This window comes from Haladaptatus sp. HS23, from assembly GCF_056892285.1.
This window is the reverse complement of the sequence record NZ_JBXGLH010000013.1, coordinates 1-20,112: the sequence shown is the minus strand read 5'-3', so window position 1 is coordinate 20,112 and position 20,112 is coordinate 1. Positions and strand designations below refer to the sequence as shown.

At 52.4% G+C, this 20,112-nt stretch carries 18 protein-coding genes; 10 read left to right on the top strand and 8 right to left on the bottom strand.

Going from position 1 to position 20,112, the window contains the following annotated elements; genetic code table 11:
* The first annotated feature begins 32 nt into the window (after window positions 1–32).
* The gene (locus tag AC1XDK_RS24885; protein WP_483352715.1) at window positions 33–1,136 is read left to right on the top strand and encodes a hypothetical protein; all 1,104 of its coding nucleotides are present in this window, start codon (window positions 33–35) and stop codon (window positions 1,134–1,136) included.
* Window positions 1,137–1,482: 346 nt separating this feature from the next.
* Here the strand turns inward: AC1XDK_RS24885 and AC1XDK_RS24880 are convergent, their stop codons facing one another.
* Window positions 1,483–1,848: a hypothetical protein gene (locus AC1XDK_RS24880; RefSeq protein WP_483352714.1), complete on the bottom strand. Its 366-nt coding sequence runs from the start codon at window positions 1,846–1,848 to the stop codon at window positions 1,483–1,485.
* 369 nt (window positions 1,849–2,217) lie between these two features.
* Here AC1XDK_RS24880 and AC1XDK_RS24875 point away from each other — a divergent pair, with 369 nt between their 5' ends.
* Complete coding sequence (locus AC1XDK_RS24875) at window positions 2,218–2,430, top strand: antibiotic biosynthesis monooxygenase family protein (RefSeq protein ID WP_483352713.1); 213 nt, start codon at window positions 2,218–2,220, stop codon at window positions 2,428–2,430.
* A gap of 410 nt (window positions 2,431–2,840) precedes the next feature.
* Here the strand turns inward: AC1XDK_RS24875 and AC1XDK_RS24870 are convergent, their stop codons facing one another.
* From AC1XDK_RS24870 to dgoD, 3 genes are all read right to left on the bottom strand, one after another.
* A complete protein-coding gene (locus tag AC1XDK_RS24870; RefSeq protein WP_483352712.1) occupies window positions 2,841–3,650 on the bottom strand; it encodes an SDR family NAD(P)-dependent oxidoreductase in 810 nt (269 codons plus the stop codon).
* Window positions 3,647–3,856 (bottom strand): hypothetical protein, encoded by a 210-nt coding sequence (locus AC1XDK_RS24865; protein ID WP_483352711.1) that lies wholly within the window; start codon window positions 3,854–3,856, stop codon window positions 3,647–3,649. The genes AC1XDK_RS24870 and AC1XDK_RS24865 overlap by 4 nt, the downstream gene beginning before the upstream one ends.
* Before the next feature lie 740 nt (window positions 3,857–4,596).
* The gene (dgoD, locus tag AC1XDK_RS24860) at window positions 4,597–5,748 is read right to left on the bottom strand and encodes a galactonate dehydratase (RefSeq protein WP_483352710.1); all 1,152 of its coding nucleotides are present in this window, start codon (window positions 5,746–5,748) and stop codon (window positions 4,597–4,599) included.
* Window positions 5,749–5,847: 99 nt separating this feature from the next.
* Between dgoD and AC1XDK_RS24855 the strand changes: the two genes are divergently transcribed.
* The gene (locus AC1XDK_RS24855; RefSeq protein ID WP_483352709.1) at window positions 5,848–6,603 is read left to right on the top strand and encodes an IclR family transcriptional regulator; all 756 of its coding nucleotides are present in this window, start codon (window positions 5,848–5,850) and stop codon (window positions 6,601–6,603) included.
* A gap of 7 nt (window positions 6,604–6,610) precedes the next feature.
* Here AC1XDK_RS24855 and AC1XDK_RS24850 read toward each other — a convergent pair whose 3' ends face one another.
* Window positions 6,611–7,816 carry an aminotransferase class V-fold PLP-dependent enzyme gene (locus AC1XDK_RS24850; protein WP_483352708.1) on the bottom strand — a complete coding sequence of 402 codons (1,206 nt, stop codon included), beginning with the start codon at window positions 7,814–7,816 and terminating at the stop codon, window positions 6,611–6,613.
* Window positions 7,817–7,937: 121 nt separating this feature from the next.
* Complete coding sequence (locus tag AC1XDK_RS24845) at window positions 7,938–8,870, bottom strand: glucosamine inositolphosphorylceramide transferase family protein (protein ID WP_483352707.1); 933 nt, start codon at window positions 8,868–8,870, stop codon at window positions 7,938–7,940.
* Between the two features lie 322 nt (window positions 8,871–9,192).
* On the opposite strand from AC1XDK_RS24845, the gene melA reads away from it, so the two are divergent.
* Together melA and AC1XDK_RS24835 are read left to right on the top strand one after the other, a co-directional pair.
* The gene (gene melA, locus AC1XDK_RS24840; protein ID WP_483352706.1) at window positions 9,193–10,536 is read left to right on the top strand and encodes an alpha-galactosidase; all 1,344 of its coding nucleotides are present in this window, start codon (window positions 9,193–9,195) and stop codon (window positions 10,534–10,536) included.
* A gap of 132 nt (window positions 10,537–10,668) precedes the next feature.
* Complete coding sequence (locus AC1XDK_RS24835; protein WP_483352705.1) at window positions 10,669–11,805, top strand: ABC transporter ATP-binding protein; 1,137 nt, start codon at window positions 10,669–10,671, stop codon at window positions 11,803–11,805.
* Between the two features lie 125 nt (window positions 11,806–11,930).
* Here the strand turns inward: AC1XDK_RS24835 and AC1XDK_RS24830 are convergent, their stop codons facing one another.
* The gene (locus AC1XDK_RS24830) at window positions 11,931–12,965 is read right to left on the bottom strand and encodes an SIS domain-containing protein (RefSeq protein ID WP_483352704.1); all 1,035 of its coding nucleotides are present in this window, start codon (window positions 12,963–12,965) and stop codon (window positions 11,931–11,933) included.
* Window positions 12,966–13,146: 181 nt separating this feature from the next.
* On the opposite strand from AC1XDK_RS24830, the gene AC1XDK_RS24825 reads away from it, so the two are divergent.
* The 5 genes from AC1XDK_RS24825 (at window position 13,147) to AC1XDK_RS24805 (ending at window position 18,732) form a co-directional block, all read left to right on the top strand.
* Window positions 13,147–14,358 carry a class II D-tagatose-bisphosphate aldolase non-catalytic subunit gene (locus AC1XDK_RS24825; RefSeq protein ID WP_483352703.1) on the top strand — a complete coding sequence of 404 codons (1,212 nt, stop codon included), beginning with the start codon at window positions 13,147–13,149 and terminating at the stop codon, window positions 14,356–14,358.
* Between the two features lie 31 nt (window positions 14,359–14,389).
* A complete protein-coding gene (locus AC1XDK_RS24820) occupies window positions 14,390–15,376 on the top strand; it encodes a BadF/BadG/BcrA/BcrD ATPase family protein (RefSeq protein WP_483352702.1) in 987 nt (328 codons plus the stop codon).
* 222 nt (window positions 15,377–15,598) lie between these two features.
* On the top strand, window positions 15,599–16,909 hold the full coding sequence (locus tag AC1XDK_RS24815) for a type 2 periplasmic-binding domain-containing protein (protein WP_483352701.1): 1,311 nt from the start codon (window positions 15,599–15,601) through the stop codon (window positions 16,907–16,909).
* Window positions 16,910–16,933: 24 nt separating this feature from the next.
* Window positions 16,934–17,857, top strand: a complete 924-nt coding sequence (locus AC1XDK_RS24810; RefSeq protein WP_483352700.1) for a carbohydrate ABC transporter permease — start codon at window positions 16,934–16,936, stop codon at window positions 17,855–17,857.
* Window positions 17,858–17,916: 59 nt separating this feature from the next.
* Complete coding sequence (locus tag AC1XDK_RS24805) at window positions 17,917–18,732, top strand: carbohydrate ABC transporter permease (protein WP_483352699.1); 816 nt, start codon at window positions 17,917–17,919, stop codon at window positions 18,730–18,732.
* A 110-nt stretch (window positions 18,733–18,842) separates the two neighbouring features.
* On the opposite strand, the gene AC1XDK_RS24800 is transcribed toward AC1XDK_RS24805, so the two are convergent.
* Complete coding sequence (locus tag AC1XDK_RS24800) at window positions 18,843–19,739, bottom strand: sugar kinase (protein WP_483352698.1); 897 nt, start codon at window positions 19,737–19,739, stop codon at window positions 18,843–18,845.
* Between the last annotated feature and the right edge of the window lie 373 nt (window positions 19,740–20,112).

The following is a 20,112-nucleotide window of genomic DNA, read 5'->3' as shown; positions in this document are numbered from 1 at the left end:
AGACATTCTTCGAAACGTTCGAGAACGAAAACATGGCGCTCATCCGGTATCCGCCAACGGGCGAGGAGACAGAGCGGTACGAGGTCGTCCCGCGTTCGGAAGTCGCTGAACAGGCGACGCTCGAAAACGCGGACGTTGAACAAGCGTTATTGGAGGGTGAAACCGTCAGAAGCGAAATCACGGAAACCCGCGTTATCGAGCGCGAAATAGTCGAAACCGAAACCATCGAGAGCGAGGTCATCGACTCGGAAATCATTGCCGACCAGATAATCGACACTGACCTCATCCGCCGCGAACTGACCGACACCGAACCCGAGTTCCTCGACGACGACACCCTCGTTCTCGAATTCGATGAAACACGATTGGTTCGTCGCGAGGTCATAGAGCGCAAGCTAATCGAGAGCGAAGTCATCGATGTCGATATCGCCGAGCGCGACATCCTGGAGGAGGATTCGCTGGAAAGCGTAGTCGATATCGAAGGTGTCCAGCGAACCATCCTCGAAAACGATATCTTCGCCGAGATGCCCGTCGAGGACGTAATCGAAACGACGGATATCGAGAGTGAGTTCACCGATGACCGCATCATCGAGAGCGTGCTATTCGAACGACGGCTCATCGAGGATGAAATCGTAGACCGAGTGGAGAATGTCTACAACCTCGCCGAGAGCGAGGTCGTCGAGAGTAACACGGCGACCTCCGAACTCGTTGAAAGCGGTCTCGTCGATGTCGAATACGTCGAACGAGAGGTCGAGGTTGAGTCCGAACAAGTCACGATGGCGGACGAATCGACGACCTCAACGGAAGCAACAATCGACGAGGAAACGACGGCCACAGAGACGACGGAGTCGGAAACTGAATCCAGGACCGTCGAACAAGAAGAGACAACCGAAGCCGAGGATGAATCGATCTCGCTCGGCAGCAACGATTCGGGAAAGGACGTGGTGAACCGTGCGGGGGAGAAGATCGGAATCGTCTCCGAGGTCGAAACGGACATCATTTACATTAACCCGAATCCGAGTTTTACGGACCGAATCAAGGCCGAACTCGGCGTCGAGGAACACGCCGAGGACACCTATCCGGTGCGGGTAGACCAGATCGACGAGATCAGACCCACCGAAGTACAAATCGCGGGCTAGGCGTGCCAATTCAGTGTCGGAACTGACGGCCATTCTCTTTTCGGTGCGCTAGCCACCTCGGAAGATGACGTAATCTGTGACGCCAGATGGTCTATTCGAGCGGAGTATCATTTCGCGCAGCGACTAACCAGTTCATGCTCATCAGAACTCCATGCGAATTGGCAGAATGTAGCAGTCGCCACAGATCGATTCAGGGGTCCCGGGGGTAATCCGCTTCCGCTCTTGATTTTAGTTAAAAATATCTAATTTGTGTTTGCCGCTGTTGTGTATTCTACGTAGGAGTCAGTCTGGGGGAATCCACTGAAACCATACACAGCATCACCGGCATTCAATTCTGTGACGGGCCTCATATTGTTTCAGTTCTACGTCCGCGTCGGGACAGTCCAAGACCAACTGCTAACACTATCAAGATGCATACGTGGTACGCAATATCTGGGACTGTACGAGGGCCAATGCCGATGATAATCGTGAAGATTCCGACGAGCGTACCCAGGAATGCGAATGTTTGGACGATTATGGCGGTTGCGAACATCGAACGTGAACGGAGCCAGGTCATCACTAAGCCACCGAGCAGAACCGTACCGATTATACTCTCGGCAATCATCGCTTCGTGATGTTCATAGCCACTGATGAGCATCCCTGCATGGATCATAGCGGCGAGAAAAAACGATGCAGCCTCAACCCCTAGCAATACGCGCATGAGTCGTCTCATCGGGATTCCCTCGCTACTTCGGGTTTTATTACGAAATCGTGTTCCTCTGTAATTCGACTCATTCTTTGGTACTCCAGCAGCAGGTGATTTCATACCTTAGAGGACGATAGCAGCCACGAAGACTATTTACTCGAACATGTTCGAACGAATCTTGAGGGTATGAGAGCTCGTCTGTAGAGGTGATGGCTCCAACGTCATGCCCGAACCGACCCACATCCTGTGGTAGAGAACACGCAAAGACAAAACAGTGTGCAGATAGCGGGCGTTCCATGCAACGAGGTCCGCCTCGCTTTGTCGTCTTCGGACTCGGTGTCGTTCTTGGACTCGTCGCGGCGAATAAAGTAGCAAATTCAGGAGGGAAATGATCCCATGCCCGAAATCAATGACGAGAGGGTCGGTGCAACCCTTATCAACGTCTTCAGGATTGATCCCGACAATCAGCAACCACTCATCGACGAGATCCAAGAGAACGTCGATTCAATGGGCGACCTCCCGGGGTTCGTCTCGTTCAGCCTCCACCGCAGTCTCGACGGCGAACGCATCGTGAATAGAGATCTCCATCGATCCCGTCTCGTTCAATGATTCGATTTCGTGGCCGTCGGGACCCTTCACAAACGCATAGCTTCTGCCACAGGAATCGGAATCTCGATAGTCCTCAACTCCCGCACTATCAGTTTACTTCAGAAGGCTATGGCATAAGTATATTCGAAGAAAATCCATATTTGACATGAAAATGTTCTGATTTTTGATATATTCATGGGTTCTAACTGATATTTTATCACTGATCGAACACCACCTACTAAGATGTATATTGAAATCTAATTCATTTAGTTCTGTTTCTTACCGCCATAGGGCATGATGGATATGGATGACAGATCTTATCATTACTCACTACGGAAATTTTTGCAACGAAAGCTATCGTAATCGGTTGGGGAAATCCACGCTCGACATCAATTGAAAGTGACATGCAGTCGCTACACTTGCAACTCTATTCACCATTCATAGAGATCTCCGACATCATAAGTGACTTCCTGAAGTCGCTGATTCCTCCCATTAATCATCCCACCGTCAACAACGATTTTGGTCCCAGTAACATACGAGGACTCTTCTGAGGCAAGAAACAGTGCAACCGATGCCACCTCTTCCGGACTGCCAAACCGGCCGAGAGCGAACTGATCAAGCCACTCTTCACGAACCTCGTCGGAAGCGGAACTGTATTCGTGTACGTCGGTTGCAATCTCACCGGGGCAGATGACGTTGGCCCGGACACCGTGGCGACCATACTGCGATGCAACGAGCTTCATCATCGGGATGATTCCCCCTTTTGCGGCCGAATACGAGGTCAGCCCGAGTCCGATAAGTCCGTTGATGGACGACATCGTAACGATCCGGCCACCGCCTCCCTCGATGAGCAGCGGAAGCGCGTGTTTAGTGCAGAGGAATGGCCCCTTCAGATTCACATCGACATTTCTGTCCCACGTTTCCTCGTCTATTCGATGAAGATTGTCGTCGCCAAACGCTCCTCCGGCGTTGTTAACCAGGATGTCGAGTCCTCCATACTGCGCGCCAACAGCGTCGAAAAGCGACCGGACATCGTTCACATTCGAGATGTCCGTTTTGACGAACTCAACTACTCCCCCCGCTTCTCGGAGCGAGTCACGGACCGCGGTCCCATCTTCGACATTAACATCTGCGATAACAACTGTCGCCCCCTCGGCCACGAATCGTGTTGCGATCGTTCGACCGATACCGGACGCTGCGCCGGTGACGACGGCAACATCGTTCGCGAGTTGGTCAGTCATTCTCCCCTCCCAGGGACGGTTCTTATTTCCGCGTCGTACACCTCGCTTTTGAAGCCATGATCGTTCTCGCTCCGTGCGCCCTCTTCGGCGCCAGCCGTCATCCGTAGATAGCGGTGATTTTCCCGCGAGATGTAAACGATCGATCTCGTGGCGTTTCTCTGGGAGTGCGGATCTCTATTAGCTGGTGTCTCCTCTGTTTGGATCATTTTCATAGTTCTCGAAGTGGTAATATCGCTCAATTAAAGATGGTCACATCAATACATGAATCTTGTCTTCCGTCTATCAAACAGTTGCAGGATCGGGTCTCGTCAAAGCAGTCCTTTCGGAGCGACTAGTCCATCATAGATCGTCTATTGGATCGGTATATTTTCGGCTTCTTTCTCATCACACCCTCCGGTCGGTTACTTCCAAACCCCGGTTTTGATGACTTCGCTGAGCGGAGCGAAATCGCGAACTCACCGAGAACGTCGCTCCGCCCCGATCGTTGAATTCATCGTATAGATGCGGTTATTCGAAGCTATGGCTACTGGCTGGTTTCAGCTATTATAGAGCTCAGCGCTTGAAATTGTCAAATGTGTTTCCATCGAACCATCCATTACATGACAGATATCGCAGAAAACGGTGATGAATTTGCCTTCGGATTCCTGTTCTAACGCACGTTCGAACAATCACGTCTGAACTGCTTCCAAGGGGGTGAATTCACTATATCCATCTGTCGGTCAACGCCGAGTCGTTCGAACGCGTTTCCCAATAGTAACGATGACAGTCAATTACTGTTCTCCATTGCTCTCAAATCCGTTTAGCAAGCTGTTTGCATCCGATTTTCGTGTTATTAATGATGGTGATTGCATTTTCCGAGGATTACAACAATAGTCATGTAATGGGCCCGTTTCCCATAGGTAAACGAGCTCGCGACTCAACAAGGAGAACGAGAACACGACGGCGATTACCACCCCGCTATACTGCCGTCCTCGTGTCGCCAAAGCGGATTCTGCCAAGTCGTGTCTTCGCTAGAGAGTTCGCGGACGGCATCCTCGTCGATCTGGATGCCGAGACCAGGTTTATCTGGAACTGCCATATAGCCATCACGCATCTCAAACAACGAGTCGTCGAGAGAATAGCTATAGACATCCGAGGTTGGGTCGCTGTCACTCGCGAACCCGTGTTCGAGAACGAGGAAGTTTGGGATGCATGACGCAACTTGCATCGCCGCAGCCATCCCTATTGGGCCGTGTGGACAGTTGAACGCGATCGCTGCATCCCTTGTTTCGGCGAATACGCCGATCCGTCGACCTTCGGAGATCCCCCCGACGTGTGAGATGTTCGGCTGAACGACATCTACGGCGCCGTCTTGGAGGACGCGGTCGAACTGCCACCGCGTATACAAACGATCACCGGTTGCAATCGGGATATTCGTATGAGTGGCGATTTCGGGAAGCAAGGCCGTCTTTTCGGGACTCGTCGGTTCCTCGATGAACATGATCTGAAATGGTTCTATCGCACGCGCGAGCTGCTTCGCCGTCGCCTTCGACGTTCGTCCTCGAAAATCGACCGCGAGACACACATCGTCTCCGATATTCGTCCGAACTGCCTCGATACGGTCTACGGCGTGCGTCATCGTCTCCGGTGAATCTATGTGGGTGATGCGCTCGACCGCGTCCATCTTCAACACATCGTACCCCGCATCGACCATCGATCTCGCTTCCGATGCGATATCCGCTGGCTTTTCGCCTCCTATCCAGCGGAATACCTTGATTCGGTCGCGTGTACGCCCACCGAGTAACTCGTAAACGGGAACGTCAAGCGTCTTTCCCTTAATATCCCAAAGCGCTTGATCGATACCGGCGATGGCAGACATCAGAATGGGCCCTCCCCGGTAGAAGGAACCGCGATGCATGGCTTGCCAGTTGTCTTCAATGCGGTGCGGATCAGAACCCAGCAAGAACTTCTCCATCAGTTCTTTTACCGCTTGACTAACCGTCTGTCTTGAGCCTTCGATAAGGGGTTCTCCCCAACCTACCACACCTTCGTCCGTGATCACCTTGAGAAATAGCCACCGAGGGGGAACTTGAAACAATTCGTAGTCGACGATTTCCATGAAGGGGCGTAGTATGTACGGTGGCTTAATGGCTAGGGAACTCCGTCCTATCGACACTCATGAGAAACCATTAAGTACCGATCATGTGTACGATATCCGATGACAAACGAGATCGATAATAACATGATGATCGGGTCTGTGGAGTTGACGTTCACGGTTCTGGAATCACTCCACGTACACCAACCTGCACGAGTCATCACGTTGGCAAACGACCTCGACATATCCCGCAGTACCGTCTATAAACATCTTCAAACGCTTCAGTCGCTCGGCTACATTGAGAAAAACGGGGTTTCATACACAATATCCGACAAATTCCAGCGGTTTACCGATTCGAAACCGACGACGATAGATATCAATCAAGCCAATCAGAAAGTCGTCGACTCGATCACGAACATGACCGGGGAAGTATGTGGCATCTACATAATCGACGGCCACCGAGGGATCGACTGGTATCAGTCCGTCGCGAACGACGATATCACTCCTGTCGAACTAGAACCACATCTCCACAGTCACGCAGCGGGGAAGGCAGCCCTAACCACTCTTGACCGCACCGATTTCGAAGCTTTTGTCAACGAAGTCGAGTTGTCCGCCTTAACTGAGAACACGATCACGGACCCGAAGGCGCTCCGTGAAGAGGTTGAACGGATTCGCGATCGTGGAATCGCATTCGGACGAGAGGAACACGAGGACGGGGTTCGGAGCATCGCCGTCCCCGTTTCCGAAGAGACCGGTTTTCGAGGGGCACTCTACGTCGTCGGACCAAAAGAACGGCTGAATGGGAAAGGTTTCGACGAGCATCTGCCCGGTTTGCTCCTTAGTAACGTCGGGGAAATCGTCGCGGTTCCCCATCGATAATAGACGATCAATCGAGATACGTCAACAGTCGTTCCACAACGTACCTCGCTTCTTCCTCCGTCAAGCACATCGGGTTAATGGTGAAGGTATTGGCCTCGAGATAGTCGGAGCCGACGAAGATCCTCGGCGTCTCCTGTCGGAGTGCTGTTATCAGTTCGTCGGCGCTCATCGAAGAATCGCTGGTCAATTCAACGAACACCGTGGACGCACGATTCGTCTCCCCACTCTCCTGGATATGGACGTCGAGTCCGTCGGCGATCTCGAGTTCGTCACTGAGCCACTCTGCCTGCGAGTGCCACCCTGCCTCGACTTCTTCGTGGTCTATCTCGATAAACCGTTGGAGTGCTACGATAAGTCCGACGATCTCCTCTTTTCCAACTTTAAATCCCCGCCCGAGACCGTGACGCGGGACCCCGGGGAGTTTTTCGACGTCGATGAGGTCCGTAGATGGTGACCAGACGGATGAATCGGTATGCATATCGAGGTTCTGGAGGGCAATGGACTCGATGTACTCCCATTTTCCTGCAATAATCCCGGACGCCTGCGGCCCTCGAATCGCTTTTCCGCCGCTAAATACGACCAAATCGGCACCGACGTCGGTGAACCGAGAAAGGTTCTCCAACGGAGGTAACTCGGCCGCTGCGTCGACGATAACGGGAACTCCGTTATCGTGGGCCACCTCGACGACTTTCTTTAGCTCTGGTTGCGAGTATGACTTCTCCATGTACGCGACCGCAACCGTCTGATCACCGATCGCAGCGTCGAGTTCCCATAGTTCCGTGTTCTCTCCACCCGTTCCGAGGTCCTGGTCGCATCCTCCCACGTCGACGATGTCCGCGCCGGCGACCCGTAGAGCGTGATCGTATCCGTTGCGATGAGACCTCGGCATCACGATTTCGCTGGGAATCCCGTCCGTCTTTGGAAGGCAGTTCATCTTCACCAGATCGTGTCCCGCGATACAGGCGGCCGCACAGAGCGTTAGTCCGGCGCTTGCCCCGTTCGAGACGTATCCGGCTTCCGCTCCTGTTACGTTAGCGATGAGTTCGGAGGCCCGAGCCTGTAGATCCGAGATCCGAACAAACTTCTCGCTTGCACGGCGCATCGCACTAGCAGCGTCCTCGCGCATCAGACTCCCGCTGATTCGAGTCTTCGTTCCGGCTGCGTTCACAACCGTCGGGACGCCAATCTCTTCATAAATGCTTGCTTCTTGCATTGACGCTCACTGCATTTTTGAGGAGCTAGTATAAAAATAACACAGTCATTAATATGTCATGTGTCATCGCGGCCAATAGTCCGCTGTTAAATCGTCTTCGGAGAAAGGGTCGTTGACAGTTTTAGAATTTCCCGAGTCCGATCGAGAACCGCTGATTCCACCCGGTCGCCTTCCCATCCATGGCGATGATATCGGAGATCCCGGTGTACGCGAGACCGAAGTCGACGTGGTGCATCCCGTCGTAATTCCACTCGTCTCGGAAACTTGCTTCGACGATGGGCGACGTCGGATACTCTTCGAGTGCGTAGCCGTCGGATGTCAGTTCTGAAATCCGATAGGCTCGAACTTTATCCCCGTACGTGCGTCGACAATCCTGAAAGAACACGTCGACGTGCTCCTCGTGACGTATCGGACGACCGCCTGGACGGGCGATCCGGTTACCGGTGGCGATGGGACTGCCCCGGTGTTCGATCCATTCACCGGTGAGTTCGTCTGCGTGGTACAGACACAAGGTGTAGTCCCGACCATCCCCGACCGGAGCGACACCGCAGATCATGTACCAGTGTCCGTGATAACGGAAGGGAGATGGATCGACGAGTCCGTCACGCTCGATCGGAGTGGCAATCTGTTCCCACTCAGATGGAAACGACCGTGCCCGGAAGACTCGAAAGAGCCCTTCTAGACCGCTATCGGGTGTCATGTACCAATCATCGTTCCAGCAGAAGACGTACGGATATGCGAGGTGCCCTTCCACATCGAGCACGATTGAATCGTACCGCCAGCTATGACCGTTATCACTCACCGCGTGTCCAATCTTCTCCGCGAGGGTGTCGTCATCGCCTGGATCGTCTATAATCACTTCGAAGAACATGTGGTACCGATCCCCGTCGTGTACGACAAACGGATCGGCGGCTCCCGTTGGATTCTCACAGTCTGTTACGTCGTCACTGGTGAGCACGGGATTCGTCACCCGATCGGCTTGCGACACGACGGGACTCTTTCTTCGTACGATGCTGGGGTCGGTACTTGAAACGGCGCCGTTCCACGTAGTCATATATTGTTCACCTCCATCCGCGTTTGATACTCTCCTCTATTTTCCGAGTAATAATAACCTTATGTGGTTGCTCCGTTGGCAAGTTCGATCCGTTTACCGTGTTCTTCAGTTGATTTCGGCAGTGTGGATCGCTGCAACGTTGATGAGAACGACAGCGACGATTTGTCGATCAACTATGAAGTTACTCGGACGGCTCGTTTGGGGAAATGGCTCGCCAATCGCTGATCACCGATTCTGGATGTTAGCCTCCACTTTTCGTGTGAGTTAGTACCGAGTGAAGGGGACACACATCTTTATATAAATGGGATGAGCAGTGATTCGTATGCCGAAGGTAACAATAATCGGCGCTGGGAGCATGGTATTCGCTAAGAAGATAATAGGAGACCTCCTATCCTTCCCCGAATTTACAGACAGCACCATATCGTTGATGGATATCGATGCAGGGCGCCTCGACGACGTCGCGGAGGTGACGAAACGGATGATAACCAATGCGGGGTTGGATGCGGAGGTAGAAGCGACGACCGATCGTCGAACGGCCCTCTCGGACGCCGACTACGTGGTCAACATGATAAACGTCGGTGACGCGGACCCGTTTATCAACGAGATTCGAATTCCGGAGGAGTATGGCGTCAACCAGGCTATCGGCGATACACTCGGACCGGGCGGAGTGTTTCGTGCTCTCAGAACGATTCCCGTAGTTCTCGACATCGCGAGAGACGTCGAGGAGATTTGTCCGGACGCTCCATTCTTGAACTATACGAACCCGATGGTTCCGATTTGCTGGGCGGTCGATGAAGCCACAGATATCGACGTCTACGGGCTGTGCCACAGCGTCCCGAACACGGTGAACGCTATCGCGGACTACGTGGGAGTCGCCCAGTCAGACATCGACTACTGGGTCGCCGGTATCAACCACATGGCGTGGTTCCTCGACCTCGAACGGAACGGTGAAGATCTGTACCCCGATCTCGAGGAAGCGATGACCGATTCCGAAACGTATCAGCGCGACACCGTGAGATTCGAGATTCTGTGTCATTTCGGGGCGTACGTCACCGAGTCGAGCCACCACATGAGTGAATACGTCCCCTACTTCCGGACCGACGATGACCTCATCGACGATCTCACTGGAACCGATCACGCCGAGCGGATGCCCACCGCGACCTATCTCGAAGGGTGGCTCGAACGTTCAGAGGAACGAAACACGTCCGCCGACTTCGACGATGAAGATCTCCTGATAGAGCGCTCGGACGAGTACGCCGCCCGCATCATCCATTCGCTCGAAACGGATACGCGTCGGAGGTTCAACCTCAACGTCCGCAACGCCGGGAGTTTGATACGCAACCTTCCGGAGAACGCCTGCGTCGAGGTGCCGTGTTACGTCGACGCAACGGGAATCCATCCCGCAGTGGTCGGCGACCTACCACCGCAGTTGGCCGCTCTCAATCGAACGAACGTCAACGTGCAAGAGCTCATAGTGAAAGCGGCTCTCGAGGAGGATGTCGATTCAATCTACCACGCTGTCAAACTCGACCCGCTCTCGGCCGCGGTACTTGACCTCGATGCGATACAAGAGATGACGACCGACCTCATTCGAGCCAACCATGAGTACCTACCTCAAATCTCGGAGGAGAACCTCGACGGACTTGCTCCCACCGTCTCGCGATAATCGAGATATAGCAGACAACATCTCGAAACGTGATTGGGGATTCGTATTTTCTCCCCCACATATCAACTTATTTTCTATCGAACGGCTTTCGCACACAGAAACATTTAATTATGTATGTAATCAGAACTTGGTATGGGTAGTCTTCACATAGAGAAGCTACGAAAAGAGTTCGACAATGGCGAGAATCAGATCATCGCTGTCAATGATCTCGATATCGATATCGTAGATGGCGAATTTCTCGTTCTTGTCGGTCCTTCCGGTTGCGGGAAATCAACTACGCTTCGGTGTGTTGCTGGACTCGAAGATCCGACTTCGGGTGAAATTCGTCTCGACGGTGAGGACGTCACAAACAGAAAACCGAAGGAGCGGAATATGGCGATGGTGTTCCAGAACTACGCACTCTATCCCCATATGACCGCACAGCAGAATATCGGGTTCGGCTTGAAAATGACCGGGGATTTCTCCAAGGAAGAGATAAACGACAAGGTCAGAGAAACGGCAGAGATGATGGGCATCGAGGATTTGCTTGACAAAAAGCCGAGTGAGCTATCGGGTGGGCAACAACAGCGCGTCGCGCTCGGCCGTGCCATCGTTCGTGATCCGGAAGTCTTTCTGATGGACGAACCGCTCTCGAACCTCGACGCCAAACTCCGCACGCAGATGCGGACTGAACTGCAAAATATCCAACAGAGGCTCAATGTAACGACCATGTACGTTACTCACGACCAGACGGAGGCGATGACGATGGGTGACCACATCGTCGTGCTCAACGGTGGAGAGTTACAACAGATCGGGACGCCGCTGGAGTGCTACCATCAGCCCGCGAATCAGTTCGTCGCCGGATTCATCGGATCGCCGAGTATGAACTTCTTCGACGCTGTGGTCGATGGACGAACAATCGTCCACGATTCCTTTGAGTACACAATCACGGAGGAACTGCGCAAAGATATCGGCGATACAACCGAGATAGCGCTCGGAATCCGTCCGGAAGATATCGGTCTTGCAGACGAAGACGAAAGGAACTCGTTCGAATTCCCCGTCGATGTGGTTGAACCGCTGGGCGACGTCAGCTACGTGTATCTCGACATTGGAGGGAGGCAGTACACGGCGAGTTTTGACGGCGATGTAATCGTCGATGAGGGGAACACACTACCGGTTCGCTTCCCCGAGGATCGTCTCCACATCTTCGATGCGGAGACCGGTGCGACGCTCCGTAATCGCAAGGTGTTGGAAGGCGATGCGGCGACCATCAACCCGGAACGGCTCTGATCGGTCGAGCATTAAAAACTGCTGTCGAAGATCGGTCGACCCGAGAACGCTACATCAGGTGAATGATGAATATAGGTCGGGCAGTGAGCAGGTCGGTAACCTCGTTCGATCAGGCGGGTAGTTGATCATAATTCGACGACTTGGGATAGATTCTTTGGACTATCCGGGTTCAACCCGATGGCTATCGCTCGGTGATATCCGATGAGCTGGAACACCGGTGCGTAGATAGCCACGGAGAGCGGGTCGTGGGATGGGATTTGTACGGTGTGATCCGAATCGACAGCGCTAAGCGCGGACTCCGTACCGATGGAGAGGACTTCTGCTCCATACGATCGAATATCTTCGATAAGGGCGCTATACGCGTCCGACGCTCCCTGCGGTAGGAAGATAGTCACCAGCATGTTCTCATCAGCGATCGATTTCGGGCCGTGTCGGAACTCGAGCGGTCGGTAGGCTTTCGTCCATGAGAGCGTCATTTCCTCGAACTTGAGCATCGCTTCGGCAGCGACTCCATACAGCGATCCTCCGCCGAGGAAAACGAATTTTTCAAAATCCGTCCGAGCTCCGATCTTCTCCGCGACCGTCTCGGTGTTCTCGATCACTCGTCGGCTGTGCTCGGGAATCGAACGGAGACCGTCCGCGACAGACGTATGCCCATCGGCCATCCGCGCCACGCTCTCCAGTGCGACGAGCATCGAAGAATACGATTTGGTCATCACGACGCTCTCTTCACTCCCCTCGGGAGATAACAGCGCCTGATCGGACCGTTCTGCGATAGAACTGTCTTCAGAACAAGTAACCCCCAGCACCGTCGCATCCGGGTACACCTCGGCGAATTTTTCGGTAGCTCGGACGGTCTCCGTCGATTCGCCCGACCTCGAAACCGGAATGATCAGGTCGATCGGGAGTTTCGGTAGTTGTTCCGGGGACATGAACACCTCTGACCCGGGATAGGCAAAGCTGGGCGTTGACTCGTTCAATTTAGCGCTTCCCGAATGGGAGAGGAAATAGGAGGTGCCACACCCCGTGAGACAGATTCCCTTTGAGTCGGTCAGGAGTGGCGCGAGATTATCCTCCTTCCGTTCCACTTCATCGAGTACCGCTTCGATCGATTTCGGTTGCTCTACGATTTCTCTGATAGTCGCATGGTTCGACTCCATTATATGGGATTATTCTACTCGAGTTTAAATAACTACTAGATAACTGTTTATTTTTCAAGGTATTAGGGGGCGTCGTCACATTAGTATCAACGAGATCGGTTTCGCATGTGATCCTTACGAGTCCCCTAGGGGATTGACCGAGTGTATTAAGTCCCCCGACTACTTACCTGAAAAAGATAAAATGGAGGAATTCAACGTCCATTCGTGGTTAGAGGAATCCCGTTATGAATCCACTCAACTCGGGGTGTGCCCGATGTCTAAAGAGATCATCGAGGCCACATTTCAAGAAGCGGCGATGAATGCTAGCTTCGTTCCCATGTTTATTGCTACGCCCCGGCAGGTAGACGCAGATCGGGGTTATACCGGCTGGTCCCAGTCGGAACTCGTCGAACTCCTCGAGACGTCCGCAGCGGGGGCCGGCTACGACGGCCCCTACGTCGTCGCGAGAGATCATGGTGGTCCGTATCAAAGTATGCGCGATCGAGGCGATGCAGAAGTACCCTTGAAAGAGGCGATGCGGTACGCGAAGGAGTTGTTTTTGGATGATCTTCAGGCCGGGTTCGACGTTCTCCACGTGGACGCAACGGAAGATCCGAATGAAGATGGAGTTCTCGACCTGGCGGAAATCGCACGAAGAACGACCGAACTGATAACATACTTGGAAGAAACTCGAGAAGCAGAGGGACTTTCCGAGGTCTACTACGAGGTCGGAACTGAGGAGATAACAGGAGGGATGACTAATTCCGATGATTTTGAGCGGTTCATCGAACTACTGAAGAACAATTTACAGGAAGCCGGATACGGGGGTGTGATGGAACGGGTGCTCTTCATCGTCGGTCAGGTGGGAACGACGATGAGAATCGATATGGAAAACGATTTCGAGAGATCCAAAACGAGAGAGCTTACCAATATTGTCGAGAATCACGGTTTATTTTTGAAAGTACATTACACCGATTGGCTTGACGAAACCGATCTCTCTAGATTTCCCGAGTTGGGGGTCGGTGCTGCTAACGTCGGACCGGAATTTGCTGCAGCAGTCGTTCGCGGGTTGGAGACGTTGGAGAAAAAAGAACGCGAAGTACTGGAAGACGAACCTAGTGAGGCATCGGATTTCATGAACGTGTTAGAACACGCCGCTATCGAAGACGCTCCCTGGCAGAAATTTGCGCCGGACCGTCTGGACGATAACGAGCGTAAACCGTTTGCTCGTGAGAATCGAAGGAACATCGCTCTCTGTGTTGGCCGTTACGTGCTAAACCGGACCGATGTTATCGAGGCGCGGCAAACACTGTACGAGAACCTCCGGAGCAATCAGTCAGCCATAAATCCGGATCGGCTGATCGTGGATACCGTCCAGGACACCATTCACCGATATGTACAGGCCTTCAACTAGTATCGGAGCGGTAAATTTACCAAGATAGACTATGTATATCGTTGGAATAGACACTGGCGGAACGAAGACAAAATGCATCCTCGTCAATTCGGAGTACGATCTGCTCGGGGTCGGTGAAAGCGGACCCGGGAATTATCACGTCGCGGGGGTAAATCAAGCGCGTGAGAACATCGTACGGGCGATACGGGAGGCGCTCCGGGAAGGAGGAATCGATGAAACGGAAAGAATTATCGGCGGATTTGGAATGGGAACTCTCGATACGGAGAGTGACTACGAGATAATATCCGGTTTCTTGGACGAAATAGAGTTCATCGATCGAAAGTTCATAGAAAACGATGTAGTCATTGCGCATTACGCGATGACGGCCGGAGCGCCCGGAGTCACAGTCGTTGCCGGTACCGGTGCGATGGCGTATGGAACGAACGCATCCGGGGGGAACTGTCGGTCTAGCGGGTGGGGATGGTTGATCGGTGACGAAGGGAGCGGGTATTACTCCGCCAAGCGAGGGATTCAGGCGGCGGCAAAGGCGTACGATGGACGCGGTCCGAGGACTGCGCTATTGAACGCATCGATGGACCATTTCGATGTGGACGAGTTCGAGGACGTCCTTCCGACGATACACAATAAGCTCGACCACCCGAAAAAGATAGCCGCGTTTGCGAAACCGCTCACCGAAATAGCGGAGCAGGGCGACAGCGTCGCCTTGGGGATCATCGAAGAGGCCGGGGAAGAGCTTGCCAGTGCGGCAGTAGCGGTTATCGAAAATCTCGAGCTCACTGAACCGGTTCAAGTCGGGTGTGTCGGTGGATTCGGTACATCACCTCTCGTCACTGCCACCTTTCGGTCGGCGTTATCAGACGAAATTACCGATATCGAATTCCTCGAACAGGTGGATCACCCGGTTGTCGGAACTCTCGCATTTGTGACAGAGCGGTTGGGAGACGACGTGGAGAAATCGACGCTCCTTTGCCTCGATGATGAAATCGAAACCGCCGAACGTAACCACCTCGATACGTGAACGGTGAAATTGCCGTAAGCGGTTCATCCAATCATTAAGCGGACTATGGAGAAATGCGCAGGTTCGTTGAACGGAGCGAACCTGATAGTCAATATATTATATAGATTTTCTTAAGAAATGTTTATATAATATCTATTGGTACATTTGGTACGTCTAACCATGGCAGAAGGCAGTAGACTTCAAATCGATCGACGACAGTATATCACAGGGATCGGGGCCGGTATGGCTGCCGGGCTGGCAGGCTGCACCGGTGGTACTGGTGATACTGGTGATTCAAACGGCTCAAAGAACGGTGGAGGCTCCGACGGTTCACTCACGACCGTCACTCATTGGAGTGGATTTTTCGATGACCCCAAGGCACAGGCGTGGGTGGACTGGTATAAAGCGAAGGCGAAGAAGGAAACGAAAGTCAACCTTCAATTGTCCTCGTTCTCCTATATGGATATGCGGAAAAAGTATCTCACGGGCGCGAAAACTGGGACGCCGGATATAATCGAAGGCGTACTTTCACATGTCAATGAGTACGCTGTCGCGGGACTGATCGATCCGATCACGGACCAAGCCAAGGACCTCGAGTATTACGATAAGTTCTTGCAGGGAGGATTAGACTCGGTGACATGGAAAGGAAAACTGTGGGCGTTACCGATGAAGGGGAACGGCCGAACGTACTTCTATAGAAAGGATATATTCGAGGAGATGGGTTGGGAGGATGGCCCAGCCGAAAAAGCAGACGAATTCCTCGAACAAATGAGCGAGATCTCAAAAAGCAAAGATGGGATGTACGGCTTTCACAACACCACTAAGAAAGGGGAAGTACGTGCATTTCAAGAGTGGATCTCCCATATGTATCAGTTCGAAGATCACGTGTTCAAGATAAAGAACGGTCAGTGGACCGTGGTTCCAAGTGCGGACACGTTTGGGAAGGTGTTCAAATGGTTCTATGCCGATCCGTATCTGAATACCAATGCGGCGAATAAGGAGGATCGCAGTACGGACTGGCGGGCGAACGATGTCGGATATCTGAACGGAAAATACGCATGCGTTCCATGTGGGCCGTGGTTACTCGGCATGAATACCGAGGCCAAGGATCCCGATGAAGCGAAAGGCGTCATCAAAAATACCGCCACTGCACAACTTGCTCACGCGCCCGGTGCATCCGATCCTGCGGGAACATATCTCGAAACGGAGTCGAACATGATTAACGCGAACGCGAAACATAAGGACAAAGCATGGGAAGCGCTCGCGGTTCATGCCAGTCCAGATTCCATCAAGAAGATCGGAAAGAAAGATCCCTCGTATTTACTGCCGTCTCCGTTTAGTAACGTGGAGTCGGCAATCGATAGTCCGGATCGGAAGGAGATAAAAACTGCCTTCAAAAAGGGAAAGGGGCTGGCGTTCATAAGCTGGGGCAAGCCGAGGGACTCACTATACAATGAGATGCAACAGGTGATCTACGGCAAAAAAGATCCGTTCAAAGCAGGAAAAGATCTACGCTCTGACTACGTGGAAATAGCAAAGGACATGAACTCATAAACGCGATGTATAATTCAGAGAACCATGAGTGATTCAAATACGACTGCTGAAAGCAGTTTGAGCAGATATCTTGAAGGATTTTTCACACTCAAACGTGAATCTTGGCTTGGTCTGGCGTTAGTGTTACCGGGAGTATTCTTAGTCGCGTTTATCATTCTGTATCCAACGGTGACCGGGATATGGACGAGTTTTTTTGAGAAATCTTATCTCTATCCGAACCAGACGGAGTGGGTCGGTCTGCAAAATTACAAGGATCTCTTCTCGGATCCCATCTTCTGGACGTCACTGTGGCATTCAGTCATGTTGACCGCCTCCGCAGTGACGTTGGAGTATCTTTTCGGATTAGGGCTCGCTCTCGCCCTTAAACGCAAAGTTCCGGGGATTCAGCTGTTTCGGAGCGTCACGATGGTAACGTGGGTTCTGCCCGTCATCGTGATGGTAACGATCTTTAACTTCATGTTCCAAACGGATTTCGGTGTGATCAACATTGTGCTGGGCCAACTGGGTTTGCCGACTAGATATTGGTTCGGTTCACCTGACCTCGCAATGCCCCTCGTTATATTCATGCACGTTTGGCGAAATGCACCTTTCTTCGCGATCGCGCTAATGGCGAGCATGATGGCAATTCCGGACGAGCTGTACGAAGCCGCTAGAATGGATGGCGCAAGCGCGCTTCAACAGTTTCGATATATTACTATGCCAAATATTGCGTACACATCCATGATCATGATCGTTCTTCACGTGTTGTACACGTTCAATAATTTCGACATCATCTATTTATCGACCGGAGGCGGCCCGTTAAACAAGACCGAAGTATTGGCGACATACGTCTACAAGCAAGCGTTCTTCCAGAACATGCTTGGGTACGGCGCTGCCATCGGCGTCGTGATGTTGTTGATCATGTCCGCCTTTACCATCGTTTACGTTCGCTTGGAGGAAACGGAATAATGGAAGTAATACAACGATTCGACTCGTGGTTGGATTCGGAAGTGTCCTGGAGAACGGCAGTGGCAGTATATACGGTCCTTGGACTGTATTTTCTCGTCCTCTTGTTCCCCATTCTATATCTGGTGACGTCCACCTTCAAATCCGACCAGATACTGTTTGCCAACAGACTGATCATCGTCCCGCCGCTAGACCAGTTTACGATCGGAAACTACCTCGACGTTTTAGCCCGCGACGAGTTCCGGGATTATTTCGTCAACTCGACGATTATTGCGATGGCGACGACCGTTGTTACGCTCGTGGTTTCGACGCTTGGAGCGTACTCGCTCAGCCGGTTCGAGTTTCCGGGTCACCGCTATTTGATCGTTGGATTCATTTCGAGTCAGATGTTGCCGTTCGTGTTGATACTGATCCCGTTCTTTACGGTGATGTATTCACTGGGTCTCATCGACACGTACTTGGGTATCATCGTCGCTCACAGCGTCGTGACGGTTCCCTTCTCCATTTGGCTCTTGAAGGGGTATTTCGATGAAATACCTCAGACCCTCGATGAAGCCGCAATCATGGACGGATGTTCGCAGATGGATATACTGGGCCGCATAATTCTTCCGCTCTCGGCACCCGGTTTGTCCGTCGCTGGATTCTACACCTTCGTTGGGTCCTGGAACGACTACCTCTTCGTCTCTATGCTTTCTCAATCGCAATCGACTCGAACTCTCCCGTTCGGCCTCGCGCTGTTCCAATCGGCGAACGCCGTCGATTGGGGGGCGGTATTAACAGCCGCCGTGATTACGATGCTGCCGGTGATCGTCCTCTTCGCATTCGTGCAAAAGTACATCGTCGAGGGCTTGGCAGGAGGTGGAATGAAAGGGCTATGAGAACTCAACCATTAGATGGGAGTACAATTTAGCTCGTGGAACATTACTCTCTTGCTCTCTTTGGTCACGCTCGATAGCCAGTTCGAACCCTTTCGTTGTTTTTCACGGGCTTAGTTACCACTCACTAAGGTATCGATCTCTTCGCGCGGAACGAGCCCTTCCATCGGGCCTTTCCGAGTCGTCGCCATCCCGCCGGTCGCATTAGCGAACTTCCCAAGCTTCGATATCGGCATGTCTTCAAGGAATCCAACGACAACCGCCGCAGAGAATGCATCACCAGCACCAGTTGGATCTACCTCGGATACGTCGACCGCAGCGAAGTCGTCCGCACCGTCGTCGGTGTATATCGTTGCACCGTTGGCACCTTTTTTGACAGCAACTATCTCGGCATCGTTCCGTAGCAATCGTCGTGCACCCGTTCTTTCATCATCAGTTGCTGTGACGAGGCACAACTCTTCTTTAGTTGGCGTCAGGATGTCAGCCTTATTCACGATGGGTGCCAATAGTTCTCGCGTCTTCTCGAAAGATCCCAATTCTTCGCGAATGTTAGGGTCAAGAGAAACTACGAGGTCGTGGACAGCGGCGATATCCGCCGCTCGGTAGCACGCCTCGCGCATCGACTCGTTCGTTGCTAGCGATGACCCATTGAAGTGGATGATCGAAGCGTCCGTGACGTAGGACTCGTCGATATTATCGGTCGTGATGGTTCCCGCCGCGGAGTTACCCATATGGTAGATGAATCTCCGTGAGTCGTTATCGAAGTATGAAACGAAAGCAACACCAGTCGAAAGCGATTTCCGATGCTGAACGTGTGAAATGTCGACTCCGTCTAGTTCGAGCTGGCTAAGAACACAATCTCCAAAACCATCTTCTCCCACAGCACCGACAATTCCTGAACTGGTGCCGAGTTTCGCCACGGCATCGGCGAAAATTGCAGGCGCTCCACTTGGGAAGGGTCCGATGAAGTCGGCAGGTTCGGAGAATGAGATACCTCGCTTCTTGCGCATGACTTCAACGAGTATCTCACCAACGGTAATTACTTTGGGCAGTTCAATTCACCTCCCCAAGTACGTCAGTCGACTCCTTCCGATCAAACAAAATCGCTGGACAGCTCACCGATCGTGATGGTTTGCCAGTGTGTTTGTCGATTCCAATATTCATGGATCGATCTATAAACTTGTATTCGTCTTCTCGTCGTAAGTCAATTGCGGTGGGGTTTCCTTCCTATCGTACAAATATAGAACTCCAAAAGGGGGATGGCCCTTTCGGCGTCGACCATTTGGTATGTCGCTTAGTCTTCAATGGCACTGTCTAGTTACTCGACTTCGCACCTTATGCTGGCTAAGCGCGTATAGCTAGCGTGAATCGCTGATGCTTCCA